Origin of the sequence: Acidovorax sp. WCS2018Noco2-16, assembly GCF_031843945.1 — a bacterium.
In the GTDB taxonomy this organism is placed as follows: Bacteria; Pseudomonadota; Gammaproteobacteria; order Burkholderiales; family Burkholderiaceae_C; genus Paracidovorax.
Window position 1 is genome coordinate 126,368 of record NZ_JAVTJJ010000004.1, and the last position, 14,094, is coordinate 140,461.

A 14,094-nucleotide genomic window follows, 5' to 3' on the forward strand; every position below is an offset into this window, starting at 1 on the left:
TCCACGATGGCTCACGGCCTGCGTGTCACGCTCGGCCAGCACTCGCTGGCCGGTCCGCATGGCGCCAACCAGGACTTTCACGGCGCGCTGCTGCCCACCGGGCTCCTGCTCGCCAGCAAGGGCATCGCACTGGCGCTGGCCGACGGCATCAGCTCCAGCGATGTGAGCCAGGTGGCGGCACAGGCAGCGGTGCGAACTTTTCTCGACGATTACTACGCCACGTCTGAAGCCTGGTCGGTGCGACGCGCGGCTCAGCGTGTGCTAGGCGCCACCAATTCGTGGTTGCACGCCCAGACGCAGCGCGGCGAGGGCCGGTTCGAGAAAGACAGAGGCTACGTCTGCACCTTCACGGCGCTGATTCTCAAAGGGCGGCAGGCCCACCTGCTGCACGTGGGCGATGCGCGCGCATTTCGCCTGCACCGCCAGGCGCTGGAGCAACTGACCGACGACCACCGCGTGCGCATGTCATCGGTGGAGTCGTACCTGGGCCGTGCGCTCGGCATCGGCGCGCACGTCGAGATCGACTACCGCAGCTGGCCCGTCGATGTGGGCGATTTCTACGTGCTGGCCACCGACGGCGCCTATCAAGGCCTGGAGGCCGCCGACGTGCACACCGCGCTGGCCCTGCACCCGCACGACCTGGATGCGGCTGCCGCGTGGCTGACCGCACAGGCGCGCCAACGCGGCAGTGCGGACGACGCGACGCTGCAGCTGCTGCGCGTGGACGGCCTGCCCGCAGCCGATGCGCCCCTGCCGCACGCGGCGCGCGAAGGCCTGTCGCTGCCGCCTGCGCTGGCGCCGCGTGCCGTGTTCGAGGGCTTCACCATCGTTCGCGAGCTGCAGGTCAGCGCGCGCAGCCACGTGCATCTGGCGGTGGACGGAGCAAGCGGCCATGCGGTCGTGCTCAAGACCCCGTCGGTGGACCTGCGCGATCAGCCCGCCCATCTGGATGCCTTCGTGCTGGAGGAATGGGTGGCGCGCCGCATCGACAGCCCGCATGTGGTCAAGGCCTGGGCCGGCGAGCGGCCACGCAGCCACCTGTTCGTGGCGCTGGAATACATCGAGGGCCAGACGCTGGCGCAATGGATGATCGACCACCCCCGGCCCACGCTGGCCAGCGTGCGCGCGCTGGTCGAGCAGATGGCGCTGGGCCTGCATGCGCTGCACAGCCGCGAAATGCTGCACCAGGACTTGCGGCCCGAAAATGTGATGATCGACGCGCATGGCACCGCGCGGCTCATCGACCTGGCGGCGGCGCACGTCGCCGGGCTGGCGGAAAGCAGCACGGGCCAGCGCGCAGCCCCGGCGCCAGGCACGCTGCAGTACATGGCGCCCGAATACCTGCTGGACCGTGGCGGCAGCCCGCGCGCCGACCTGTTCTCGCTCGCGGCCATCGCCTACCAGATGCTGACAGGGCAGCTGCCCTACGGCCTGAACACATCGCGCGTGCGCTCGCCGCAGGATCTGCGCCGTCTGCGCTACATCCCTGTGCGCCACTTGCGGCCCGACCTGCCGGAATGGGTGGATGGCGTGCTCGCCAAGTCGCTGCACCCCGACCCGGCAAAGCGGCAGGAGGCAGCTTCTGAGCTGGCGCATGACCTGCGGGCACCAGCGCAGGCCTTCATGGGCCGGCGCAGCACGCCGCTCATCGAACGCAACCCGGTTTTGTTCTGGCAGGGCCTGAGCTTGTTGCTGGCACTGGGCTTGCTGGCGATGGCAGGCTGGCGTGTGCTGGCCGGCTGATTCGCAGCGGCGGGCAGGCCCACTGCGCGCACCCTGCTCTTTAAGCCGTATCGCGGGGCTATCGCAGCGTGCCGCCACACCCTCCTATGATTTGCCGCAATACAGAACAAGCTCCGAGAGGAAATCCACACATGCCAGCCAGCCTGCCGCTCACCCTTCCGGCCTCTTTCGCCGTCCCTTTTCCGCAGTGGCAGGAAGCGGGGGCTTACTGGGTTTTCGCCTCGTTGGTCGTGGTGATGTGCCAGCGCCTTGTGGAACATGCCGCCTCGGCGGTGGACTGGTCCAGCCGGCATATCAATGGCGCGCGCGCCGGCATGGCAATCGGCTGCATCGTGTGGGCGATGGACGTCGCGGGTTTCTTCATGTACGAAAGCGTGACTCCGCGCGGCCTGGACCTGGGCGCTGCGCTCGCATCGCTTTTGGTGATGGTGGCGAGCTGCAGGCTCACGGTGCCCGCGCTGAGCAGCAGCTCCAGCAAGCTGCACACGGCCGGCGCAGGCATCGGTCTGGCAGTGGGCGCCACGCTGGCTCACTGCGTGTTGGCCTACCCTTACGTCGAAGACTTCACGGCGCTGAACCCGCTGGCGGCTACGCTGTCCCTGGCACTGGCTGGGGCCATTTCTGTCTGCACGGCGCTGCGGCACCGGTCGGCGAAATTGAACGGCCTGACAGCCACCGGCGCCGCAGCCCGCGCCGCCGACTGGGTGCTGTGCGGCGGCGCCATCCTGGTGCTGCACTGGTTGCTGTGCAACATGTTTGCCATCCAGCTGGAACCGCTGGGCGTTGCCACGGAGACAGACCCGCTGCTGCTGGGCTGCGTGGTGCTGTTTGCTGCGATGCTGGCGCTGGACCAGCTGGTGACCATCCGCCACGACAAAGGCCGCCAGCAATTGCTGCGACAGGGCCTGCGCATGATGCGGGCGTCAAACACGCCGCTTACGCCGGAGCGCGATGCGCAGCTGTCACTCATTGCCGACCACCTGCGTGAACTACTGGTGCCGCGCCAGCTGGCCCTGCATTTCCAGCCCATCGTCAACCTGCGTGAAGAAACGCTGCACCTGGAGGCGCTGCTGCGCCTGCAACACCCGCGCCTGGGCGCCGTGAACCCCGAGCTGTTCTTTCTGGTGTGCGAACTGCATGGCGTGACCGCACAGGTCGACCGGCTCATTTTGCGCAACGCGCTGGACCACGCACGCGACTGGCAGCAGCGCAGCGGCCAGCAAGCCGTCATCAGCGTGAACGTGGCGCCGGTCACCTTGCTGGCGCCCGATTTCTCTGCGTGGCTGGCCAGGGAGATGGCCCAGCGCGGCCTGCCAGAACACTTGCTCAAGCTGGAGCTGACCGAGCACGCCATCATCGCCAGCGGCCCGGGCATGTCGCATGCCATAGGCCAGCTCAGCTCTGCCGGGGTGCACGTGGTAATGGACGACTTCGGCGCCGGCTATTCGTCGCTGGGCGTGCTGGCCGACCTGCCCATTGCCGGCATCAAGTGCGACCGGCTCTTCCTGCGCAAGATCCCGCAGGATCTGCGCCGCCAGGCGCTGCTGCGCCACGTGGCGGCCATGGCCCGCGAGCTGGGCCTGCCGGTGATTGTCGAAGGCGTGGAAACGGTCGAAGAACTGCGCATCGTGCTGGCCAGCGGCATCGACAGCATGCAGGGCTACCTGTTCGCCCGGCCGATACCGGCCGCTGATATTCCCCACTGGCTGGACCACACCGCGCCGGCCCGGATGGAAGCGATGGCAGAGCTGATCCACAACAAACCCGCGCTGAGCCAAGCCCCGCAAGAGACCCGCGTGCCCAGCGCCCTGGGCGTCGCCGGCAGCCTTTCGGCCGGCTGGTGAACGGAGCGGCCCCAGCGCACCGCATCGCATCGGCCGAGGCGGCGCAGAGCGGAAGACTTCAGACAGATCGGCTTTGCAGCGCGGCGACGACGCCGCGCCAGGCCGGCCTCAAGCCGCGCAGAATGCTCATCGTTTACCCTAATAGCTATAATATTGATAGCGTCAAACATAGACCGGATCAAGGGATTACACCGTCACACTCCCGTCAGACTCGCAATAGAGTGCTCCGTAGAATCTTGCGCTTGTAAAAGTTTGTCCGGCCCTCGCGGCGACCCCGCTGAACGACCGGCGTTATCTGTCCGAGCCTTTTTATTGGAGACACCATGCAGGCTTTACTACGCGTATCGCGAGGGATTGACTGGCTCAACACCTTCGTTGGCAAGTACGTCATCTGGCTCATCCTCGCTTCGACGGCCATCAGCGCCGTCAATGCAGTGGTTCGCAAGATGTTCAACATGAGTTCTAACGCGTTCCTGGAAGTGCAGTGGTATCTGTTCGCCGCGTCATTTCTGCTGTCGGCCGGCTACACCCTGCTGCAAGGCGAGCACGTCAAAGTGGACGTGGTCTCGAGCAGGCTCACCAAGCGCAAGCAGATCTGGATCGACATCTTCGGTTTCGTGGTGTTTTTGACACCCATGTGCCTGGCAGTGCTGTGGTTCAGCATTCCGTTCTTCATTAGCGCACTGAATTCTGGTGAGATGTCCAGCAACGCGGGTGGCCTCATCCGTTGGCCGGTGTACCTGATGCTTCCGCTGGGATTCACCTTGCTCTTGCTGCAAGGCTGGTCCGAGCTCATCAAGCGCATCGCATTCCTGAAGGGCTTGATCGAGGACCCCACCATCAAGGCGGGTGAAAAAAGCGCAGAAGAGGAATTGGCCGAATCCATTCGCAACCTGGCGGCAGCCGCCAAGGGCGCTGGAAAAGGCCAGGGCGCCAGCGTCCAATAAAGCGGCGGAGACACAACACCATGGAATTCCTGACCCATAACCTGGCCCCGATCATGTTCGCGGGCTTGATCTGCTTTTTACTGATCGGCTTTCCCGTGGCGTTCAGCCTGGGTGCCTGCGGACTGTTCTTTGCGTTCATCGGTGTCGAACTGGGCGTGCTGCCCGAGGCACTGCTGCAGGCCATGCCACTGCGCATCTTCGGCATCATGCAGAACGACACCTTGCTCGCCATTCCGTTCTTCACCCTCATGGGGCTGATCCTGGAACGCAGCGGTATGGCCGAAGACCTGCTCGACACGATTGGCCAGCTCTTCGGCCCGATCCGCGGCGGGTTGGCCCTGGCGGTGATCTTCGTGGGGGCTCTCCTCGCAGCCACGACCGGCGTGGTCGCCGCGTCGGTGATCTCGATGGGCCTGATTTCGCTGCCCATCATGTTGCGCTATGGCTACGACCGGCGCCTGGCCGCAGGCGTCATCGCTGCATCGGGCACGCTGGCACAGATCATCCCCCCATCGCTCGTGCTGATCATCATTGCCGACCAACTGGGCCGCAGCGTGGGCGACATGTACAAGGGCGCTTTCGTGCCGGGGCTGATGCTGACGGGCTTCTATGCTCTGTATGTCATCTTGCTGGCCTTCATCAAGCCCCAGTGGGTACCAGCGCTGCCTCCCGAGGCGCGCACCATGCGCCAGGACAACGGCAACAGCGGCGTGCCTTCCCTGCTGGTGCTGACCACTATCTGCGTAGTCGCATCGATCTACGTCGGCAAGCACATGCCTGAACTGCACACATGGTGGACAGGCGAGGCGGTGGACCGCGTTGCCCTCGACGAAACCATCGTAGTTGCCATGTGCTTCGGCGTGGGCCTGGCGTTCGTCGCCGCCATGATCAACAAGGTCACCCGCCTGGGCCTGCTGTCGCGCATGGCCGAACGGGTGACGTTCGTGCTGATCCCGCCGCTGCTGCTCATCTTCCTCGTACTCGGCACCATCTTCCTGGGCGTTGCCACGCCCACAGAAGGTGGCGCCATGGGAGCGATGGGGGCCTTCATCATGGCGCTGATACGCCGCCGGCTGACCTTCAAGCTGCTGCAACAGGCGATGTACACCACCACCAAGCTGTCGTGCTTCGTCGTGTTCATCTTGATCGGCGCCACGATCTTCGGTTTGACGTTCCAGGGCGTGGACGGCCCGCTGTGGGTGGAGCACCTGCTGACCGGGCTACCCGGAGGCCAGCTCGGGTTCCTGATCGTGGTGAACATCATGGTGTTCTTCCTCGCGTTCTTCCTCGACTTCTTCGAACTGTCGTTCATCATCGTGCCGCTGCTGGCACCGGTGGCGGACAAGCTCGGGATCGACCTGATCTGGTTCGGCGTGCTGCTGGCGATCAACATGCAGACCTCGTTCATGCATCCGCCTTTCGGCTTCGCACTGTTCTATCTGCGCAGCGTGGCGCCAGCAAAAGCCTACATGGACAAGATCACCAAAAAGATGATCGAGCCTGTGACCACCATGCAGATCTACTGGGGTGCCGTGCCATTCCTGTTCATTCAGATTCTGATGGTGGCACTCGTCATCGCGTTCCCGACCATCGTGTCGAGCGGGCTGGACGAAAAGGTCGTCTATGACCTGGACAAAGTGCGCCTGGAAATGGAAGCCGCCATGCCAGACCCGGTCTTCAACGATGACCCGACCAGCAACATGGATGGCGCCGCTCCCCCCGCGTCCGAGCCTGGCGCGGACGCCGACGACCCCATGAAGGCGATGGAAGAAGCGCTGTCGAACTCCGAGAAGAAGTGATCGCCACCGCCCTGATCTGAGCGCGCCGCCTCGGTTGTGCGCTCTGCAATTAAAGCCCCCGCCAGCTCCTAGCTCGCGGGGGCTTTTTGCATGCGCTGGCAAGACATTCATGCATTCGGTCCAGATCGGCCACTGCTGGGTGCACGGGTCACTGCACCCGTCACTGGCGTGGGCGGTTAGCGGCGCTTTGCCCTCCTGCGCACGCCATGCCGCGCCTGGACTGCAACCCTCGGCCCTGCGCAGCTCCTCCACCACTCCACCGTACAGAGACCCTCGAGCACAGGCACTACTTACTTTCGGCCGGCAAAAAAACAGGGCATGCCGCTGACGCGACATGCCCTGAAGAGATTGGGACGGTTCGCCCGGGCAGCCAGCCCGGGGCTCCAACACCCTGGCGGCTTACAGCTTTTGGGCCGACATGAAATTATCAAACCGCGCTTCGGCGAAGCGGAACCACAGGATCTGGTCACGCTGGAAGTTGCGGTAGTCGCCGTAGATCTTTTTCCAGTGCGGATTCTTCTCGGCGAGTTCGGCGTACACCTCCATCGATGTCTTGAACGAAGCTTCCAGCACGCTCTGCGGGAACGGTAAAACCTTGGATTTCGCTGCCACGAGTTGCTTGAGCGCGCCAGGGTTGCGCGCGTCGTAGCGGGCCTGCGTCGTCACATGGGCCTCATGGGCAGCCGCTTGAACAATGGCCTTGTTCTCTGCCGACAGCCCATCCAGCGCCTTCTGGTTGATGTAGAAATCCAGATTCAGGCTGCCTTCCCACCAACCGGGGTAGTAGTAGAACGGCGCAACCTTGTTCAGCCCCAGCTTCAAGTCATCGTAAGGACCGATCCACTCGGCCGCGTCGATCGTGCCTTTTTCCAGTGCCTGGTAAATCTCACCCCCGGCGATGTTCTGTGGCACGCCCCCCATGCGCTCGATCACACGTCCAGCGAAGCCGCCCACGCGGAACTTCAGACCCTTGATGTCCGCAGGCGTCTTCACCTCCTTCCGGAACCATCCACCCATCTGCGCGCCAGTGTTGCCACCCACAAAGTTGACGATGTTGTACTGCGCGTAGAACTCGCGCATCAGCTTGGTGCCGTTGCCGTCGATCATCCATGCGGTGAGCTGCCGCGAGTTCATGCCGAAGGGAATGGCCCCACCAATGGCAAACGCCTCGTTCTTGCCGAAGAAATAGTACGGCGCAGTGTGGGCCATTTCCACGGTTCCGTTCTGCACACCGTCGACCACGCCGAAGGCGGGCATCAGCTCGCCAGCCGCATGGACCGAGATTTCAAACTTGCCGCCCGACATCTCCTTCACGGCTTTGGAAAACACGTCTGCCGATCCATAAATGGTGTCGAGCGATTTCGGGAAGCTGGAGGCCAAGCGCCACCGCACTGCAGCTTGCGCATGCACGGCAGGTGCGACGCCAGCGGCCAACACACCGGCAATGCCGGCATTCTTGATAAGGGAACGACGATCCATGAGAACCTCCTGGGACTAAGAAAATAAAACGAGTGCCGGTCACGCGCTGTGGCGTATGGCGGAGCACTGACAAACAGGTAACGACATCCGTTGACGCAATGGAAGGCCTGCGCGCCATCACGGCGACACAACGAAATCCCGCCCGATTGAAACCTCGACACGTTGCGCGGGCGACCCCATGATGTATTCAGGCGGCGCCTCAGCGCTCAAGTGAACCAGCGCAGATCTTGATGCCGCAGGTCCTGAGTAAGCGCCATGGCTTACAGCTTCACGCCGGTCATGTAGTTGTCGAAGCGCAGTTCCGAATAGCGCGCCCACAGCAGCTGGTCGCGCTGGAAGGCCCGCATGTCCTGGTGGATCTTCTTGAACTCCGGCGACTTGGCTTCGTGTTCGGCGAACACTTCCATCGAGGCTTTGAAACCCGCGTCCATGACGTCCTTGGAAAAGGCTTTCAGCTGAGTCTTGGCGGCCACCAGTCGCTTGAGCGCAATGGGGTTGAACGCGTCGTACTTGGCCGTCATGTCGCGGGCGGCAACGGCCGTGGCAGCATCGACAATGGCCTGGAACTCGGGCGAAAGCGCCGCGTAGGCCTTGGAATTGATGAAGAACTCCAGCTCGGCGCTGCCTTCCCACCAGCCGGGGTAATAGTAGTAAGGGGCCACCTTGTTGAAGCCGAGCTTCTCATCATCGTAGGGCCCGACGAATTCGGTGGCGTCGAGCGTGCCCTTTTCCAGCGCCTGGTACACGTCCCCCGCCGGCATGTTCTGCGCGACAACGCCCAGCTTCTGCATTGCTTCGCCGAACAAGCCGCCGCCCATCCGCATCTTCAGACCCTTGAGGTCGGCAACTGTCTTGATTTCCTTGCGATACCAGCCGCCCATCTGCGTGCCGGTGTTGCCTGCGCTGCGGCTCTTGATGTTGTAGTTGGCATAGAACGCATCCATCAGCTTGCGGCCGTTGCCGTGCTCCATCCAGGCATCCATTTGCCGGGCGGTCAGCCCGAAGGGAACAGCACAGCCGAAGGCGAAGATGGAATCCTTGCCAGTGAAGTAATAAGGAGCGGTTTGCGCCATCTCGATGGTGCCGTTCTGGATCGCATCCACCACGCCGAAGGGAGGCATCAGCTCACCCGCGGCATGCACGGACACCTCAAATTTTCCGCCCGACAGCGCCTTGACGGTCTTGGCGAACATTTCCGCACTGCCAAAAATCGTGTCCAACGATTTGGGGAAGCTCGAGGCAAGGCGCCAGCGCACTGCGGTCTGGGCGTGCACTGCAGGTGCAGCGCCAGCAGCGAGCACGCCTGCGATACCAGCACTCTTGATGATGGAACGACGATCCATGGGGGTTATCTCCGGAAAAAAATGGCGTCCGCTCTGTCGCGCCATTGCGCGTGCCCAGAGGGTATGAGTGCTCTTGATGAGAAACCCATTGTAAAAACGGGCTCAGCCACAGCCGTTGCGGGTTTTCCCGCGAAAGGTGCCGGGAGCCTGACATGGCTCAGCTTTCTGCAAGCAATTGCGGCCCTCAGCACTGCGGCTGGCCTGCTGCAGCCACCGGCCGATGCATCGGCCGACGATGGCCGCGCATAAAAAAAAACCGGCGATGGCGCCGGTTCTGTCGAGGGATGCCGCAAAGGCGCAGGCGCTCAGAGAGAGCGCTTCGCCACCTCGCCGCCCCCCGCGAAGCGGGCGGTGATGGAGCGCTCGATGCCTGCCGCATCCAACCCCTGCAGCGCCAGCAGTTTGGACGGCTCGCCGTGCTCGATGAACGTATCGGGCAGTCCGAGTTGGAGTACCGGGCGCAGCACGCCCGCTGCGTGAAGCGCCTCGGTCACCGCGCTGCCTGCTCCACCCGTGATGGCGCCCTCTTCCACCGTCACCAGCGCTTCGTGGCTCTCGGCAATCTGCAGCAGCAATGCCACATCGAGCGGCTTGGCCCAGCGCATATTGACCACCGTGGCGTCCAACGCCTCGGCCGCCTGCAACGCGGGATACAACAACGTGCCAAACGCCAGGATTGCGATGCGCTGCCCCTCGCGGCGCACCTCGCCCTTGGCAAAGGGCAGGCCCTCCAGGCCTGCCAACGGCGCCACGCCTGCACCGCTGCCACGCGGATAGCGCACGGCCACGGGATGATCCTGCTCGAAAGCGGTGGTCAGCAGCTGGCGGCACTCTCGCTCATCGGCCGGGCATGCCATGCTCATGTGGGGAATGCAGCGTACGAACGGGATGTCGTAGGCGCCCGCGTGCGTGGCCCCGTCCGCGCCCACCAGGCCCGCGCGGTCGAGCGCGAAGACCACCGGCAAATTCTGCAGGGCCACGTCGTGAATCAGCTGGTCGTAGCCGCGCTGCAGGAAGGTGGAATAGATTGCCACCACGGGCTTGACGCCCTCGCAGGCCATGCCGGCCGCGAAGGTGACGGCGTGCTGTTCGGCAATGCCAACGTCGAAGTAGCGGGCGGGGAAGCGCCGCTCGAACTCGACCATGCCTGAGCCCTCGCGCATGGCGGGCGTGATGCCGACCAGGCGCTCGTCTTTCTCGGCCATGTCGCAGAGCCATTGGCCGAACACCTGCGTGAAGGTGGGCTTCGAAGCCGTGGCAGGTTTGACGATGCCCACGCTGGGGTCAAACTTTCCTGGGCCGTGATAGGCCACCGGGTCGGCCTCGGCCAGCTTGTAGCCCTGGCCCTTCTTGGTCACCACGTGCAGGAACTGCGGGCCCTTCAGACCCTTGATATTTTCCAGCGTGGGAATGAGCGAATCGAGGTCGTGTCCGTCGATGGGGCCGATGTAGTTGAAGCCGAACTTCTCGAACAGCGTGGCCGGCACGACCATGCCCTTGGCCTGCTGCTCCAGCCGCTTGGCCAGCTCCAAGAGCGGCGGCGCGTTCTTCAGCACGCTCTTGCCGACGTCGCGCGCCTTGGCATAGAACTGCCCGCTCATCAGCTGCGCGAGGTAGCGGTTGAGCGCGCCCACCGGCGGGCTGATGCTCATGTCGTTGTCGTTCAATATGACGAGCAGGTTGGCGTCGGCCACGCCGGCGTTGTTCAGCGCCTCGAAAGCCATGCCGGCCGTCATCGCGCCGTCGCCGATGATGGCGATGGCATGGCGGTCTTCGCCACGGTGGCGCGCCCCCAGCGCCATGCCCAGCGCGGCGGAAATGCTGGTACTGGAGTGCGCGGTACCAAACGTGTCGTACTCGCTTTCGGCGCGCTGCGGAAAGCCCGACAGCCCGCCCATCTGGCGCAGCGAGCCCATGCGGTCGCGCCGCCCGGTCAATATCTTGTGCGGATAGGTCTGGTGGCCCACGTCCCACACCAGCCGGTCGCGCGGCGTATCGAACACCGCATGCAGCGCCACCGTAAGTTCCACCGTGCCCAGGTTGGAGCTGAGGTGCCCGCCCGTCTGCGACACGCTGTGCAGCACGAAGGCACGCAGCTCGGCGGCCAGCTCCTTGAGCTCAGCACGCGACAGCCGGCGCAGGTCCGCGGGGTCATTCACCGTCTGCAGCAGAGGAAAGGAAGTCGTGGACATATGCTACTTTTTTTATAGCTGCCAGCGCTTATTGGATAAGCGCTAGAGGCCAATTTGATTCAAAATTCACACCAGAACAGTGGCGGTCGCCGTGCGCCGTCCAAGACAGGTCGCGCAGGGCCGGCCCCTTCGTCGCACGCTGTATTCACATCTTCTCAATGCGACCGGTTGACCACCATGTCAGCCAACGCCGCCATCGCACGCGTGTCGGGCAGGCCGCTATCTTGCAGCGCAGTGCGCGCTTCGGCCAGCAGCTCGTCGGCATGTGCGCGGGCGCGGTCCAGGCCTAGCAGCGACACGTAGGTGGGTTTGTCGCTGGCCGCATCCTTGCCGGCGGTCTTGCCCAGCGTGGCGGAATCGGCGATCACATCGAGGATGTCGTCCACCACCTGAAACGCCAGTCCCAGCGCGGCACCGTAGCGCATCAGCGACTCGAGCGCCGGCGCAGCGGCTTGGCCGCAGGCCGCGCCCATCACCACGCTGGCCTGCAGCAGCGCGCCGGTCTTCAGCCGGTGCATGTGGCGCAGCTGCGCTTCATCCAGGCCCACGCCGACGCTGGCCAAGTCGATGGCCTGGCCGCCGGCCATGCCTCCTCTGCCGGCCGCCCGCGCCAGCAGGCGGCACAGGTGTGCCTGCATCGCCGGGGGCACGCCGTCTTCGGGCGCCAGCAATTCAAACGCCAGCGCCTGCAGCGCGTCGCCAGCCAGCAACGCCTGGGCTTCGCCGAACTGCACATGCACAGTGGGTTTGCCCCGGCGCAGCACGTCGTTGTCCATGCACGGCATGTCGTCGTGCACCAGCGAATAGGCGTGAATCAGCTCCACCGCGCAGGCAGCGCGCAGCGCCGCTTCGGGCAGGCCGCCGACCGCGTCGCTGGCGGCCATCACCAGCAGCGGGCGCAGGCGCTTGCCGCCGTCCAGAACGGCATAGCGCATGGCCTGGCCCAATCCGGCAGGGGCTTCGCCGCACACCCAGCGGGACAAGGCAGCTTCCACGCGCTGCAGTTGCTGTGTGCTCCAGGTGTTCAGGTCGAAATCGGTCTTCGTCATCGCGCTCGCGCTCATTCCTGCGTCCACGGCTGCAGTGCGCCTTCGTCAAGCACCTTGATCTGGTCCTGCACGGCTTCCAGGCGGTTCCGGCAGAACGTCAGCAAGGCGGCGCCCCGCTGGTAGCCCGCCAGCATCTGGTCCAGCGGCAACTGGCCCGACTCGATGCGGCCCACGAGCTGCTCCAGCTCCTCCAAAGCAGCTTCGTAGCTGACCGGATCAGGACTGGGGGCGGGCTTGGGCGATGTGGCAGGAGCCTTGGGCATGGAGGGTGGAGGCGGCGGGGCGGCGCACTGTCAAAAAACGTTCGATTCTAGGCGCTGCACTCGGGGCGGAGCACCTGAGCGCGCGCTCTGGCGACACGACGCCCCAGCAGCGCCGCGCGCTGCCTGTGCAATACACATACCCTTCGGGCGGAAATAACCCCACCGGCTACAATCCCATTTCTTTCCATCGAACCGGCTGCGGGTGTTTTGCTCGGCCGGTTTCGCTTTTTTCACGTGCGCACCCGCACCTCCCTGTGGGGAGTCTTTAGGTCAGGTCTCGATGTCTGATTTAAGTCTTCAACTGCAGCAGGCCGCAAGCCAACTACCAGTTTCAAGCTACTTCGACGAAGCGCTTTTCCAGCGTGAGCTGGAAACCGTCTTCCAGCGCGGGCCCCGCTATGTGGGGCACGAGCTTTCCGTGCCCCATGCGGGCGACTACTATGCCCTGCCGCAGGAAAAGGAAGGCCGCGTGCTCGTGCGCAACGCCCAGGGCGGTGTCGAGCTGCTCTCCAACGTGTGCCGCCACCGCCAAGCCGTCATGCTCAAGGGCCGCGGCACGCTGCACGGCCAGGGCAAGGGCCACGCCGGGGGCAACATCGTCTGCCCGCTGCACCGCTGGACTTACGCGCCCAGCGGCGAATTGCTGGGTGCGCCGCACTTCTCGCACGACCCTTGTCTGAACCTGAACAATTACGGGCTGCGTGAGTGGAACGGCCTGCTGTTCGAAGACAACGGCCGCGGCATTCACGCCGACCTGGGCGAAATGGGCCCGCGCGCGCAACTCTCGTTCGAGGGCTTTTCGCTCGACCGCGTGGAACTGCACGAGTGCAACTACAACTGGAAGACCTTCATCGAGGTCTATCTGGAGGATTACCACGTCGGCCCCTTCCACCCCGGCTTGGGCAACTTCGTCACCTGCGACGACCTCAGCTGGGAGTTTGGCAAGCACTACTCGGTGCAGACAGTGGGCGTGGCCTCGACCTTCGCCAAGCCGGGCTCCGACGTGTACAAGACCTGGCACGACGTGCTGCTGAAGTACCGTGAAGGCAAACTGCCCGAGCGCGGCGCGATCTGGCTGACCTACTACCCGCACATCATGGTGGAGTGGTATCCGCACGTGCTGACCGTATCTACGCTGCACCCCGTCAGCCCCACGAAGACGCTGAACATGGTGGAGTTCTACTACCCGGAAGAAATCACCGCCTTCGAGCGCGAGTTCGTCGAAGCCCAGCAGGCCGCCTACATGGAAACCTGCATCGAGGACGACGAGATCGCAGAGCGCATGGACGCCGGCCGGCGCGCCCTATATGAGCGCGGCGACAACGAGGTGGGTCCCTACCAGAGCCCTATGGAAGACGGCATGCAGCACTTTCACGAGTGGTACCGGGCGCAGATGGGCGACGCCGTGCCCCAGCGGTGATCCTTCAAACCGTAT

Annotated in this window: 10 protein-coding genes; 5 read left to right on the forward strand and 5 right to left on the reverse strand. The window is 64.2% G+C overall.

Annotated features, from left to right (window positions below):
- Nucleotides 1–6: 6 nt before the first annotated feature.
- The 4 genes from RQI28_RS11640 (at nucleotide 7) to RQI28_RS11655 (ending at nucleotide 6,333) form a co-directional block, all read left to right on the forward strand.
- Nucleotides 7–1,743 carry a protein kinase domain-containing protein gene (locus RQI28_RS11640; RefSeq protein WP_311222758.1) on the forward strand — a complete coding sequence of 579 codons (1,737 nt, stop codon included), beginning with the start codon at nucleotides 7–9 and terminating at the stop codon, nucleotides 1,741–1,743.
- 131 nt (nucleotides 1,744–1,874) lie between these two features.
- The gene (locus tag RQI28_RS11645; protein ID WP_311222759.1) at nucleotides 1,875–3,587 is read left to right on the forward strand and encodes an EAL domain-containing protein; all 1,713 of its coding nucleotides are present in this window, start codon (nucleotides 1,875–1,877) and stop codon (nucleotides 3,585–3,587) included.
- 323 nt (nucleotides 3,588–3,910) lie between these two features.
- Nucleotides 3,911–4,534 (forward strand): TRAP transporter small permease subunit, encoded by a 624-nt coding sequence (locus RQI28_RS11650; protein ID WP_311222760.1) that lies wholly within the window; start codon nucleotides 3,911–3,913, stop codon nucleotides 4,532–4,534.
- Between the two features lie 20 nt (nucleotides 4,535–4,554).
- Entirely contained in the window at nucleotides 4,555–6,333 is a 1,779-nt protein-coding gene (locus RQI28_RS11655; protein ID WP_311222761.1) for a TRAP transporter large permease subunit, read from the forward strand.
- 399 nt (nucleotides 6,334–6,732) lie between these two features.
- On the opposite strand, the gene RQI28_RS11660 is transcribed toward RQI28_RS11655, so the two are convergent.
- The 5 genes from RQI28_RS11660 to xseB form a co-directional block, all read right to left on the reverse strand.
- Nucleotides 6,733–7,812 (reverse strand): TRAP transporter substrate-binding protein DctP, encoded by a 1,080-nt coding sequence (locus RQI28_RS11660; protein ID WP_311222762.1) that lies wholly within the window; start codon nucleotides 7,810–7,812, stop codon nucleotides 6,733–6,735.
- Between the two features lie 260 nt (nucleotides 7,813–8,072).
- A complete protein-coding gene (locus tag RQI28_RS11665) occupies nucleotides 8,073–9,155 on the reverse strand; it encodes a TRAP transporter substrate-binding protein (protein ID WP_311222763.1) in 1,083 nt (360 codons plus the stop codon).
- A 305-nt stretch (nucleotides 9,156–9,460) separates the two neighbouring features.
- Nucleotides 9,461–11,347: a 1-deoxy-D-xylulose-5-phosphate synthase gene (gene dxs, locus RQI28_RS11670; RefSeq protein ID WP_311222764.1), complete on the reverse strand. Its 1,887-nt coding sequence runs from the start codon at nucleotides 11,345–11,347 to the stop codon at nucleotides 9,461–9,463.
- Nucleotides 11,348–11,502: 155 nt separating this feature from the next.
- The gene (locus RQI28_RS11675) at nucleotides 11,503–12,411 is read right to left on the reverse strand and encodes a polyprenyl synthetase family protein (RefSeq protein ID WP_404976901.1); all 909 of its coding nucleotides are present in this window, start codon (nucleotides 12,409–12,411) and stop codon (nucleotides 11,503–11,505) included.
- Entirely contained in the window at nucleotides 12,408–12,659 is a 252-nt protein-coding gene (gene xseB, locus RQI28_RS11680; protein ID WP_311222766.1) for an exodeoxyribonuclease VII small subunit, read from the reverse strand. Before xseB ends, RQI28_RS11675 begins: the two co-directional genes overlap by 4 nt.
- 280 nt (nucleotides 12,660–12,939) lie before the next feature.
- On the opposite strand from xseB, the gene RQI28_RS11685 reads away from it, so the two are divergent.
- Nucleotides 12,940–14,079: an aromatic ring-hydroxylating dioxygenase subunit alpha gene (locus RQI28_RS11685; protein ID WP_311222767.1), complete on the forward strand. Its 1,140-nt coding sequence runs from the start codon at nucleotides 12,940–12,942 to the stop codon at nucleotides 14,077–14,079.
- The last annotated feature ends 15 nt before the right edge of the window (nucleotides 14,080–14,094 follow it).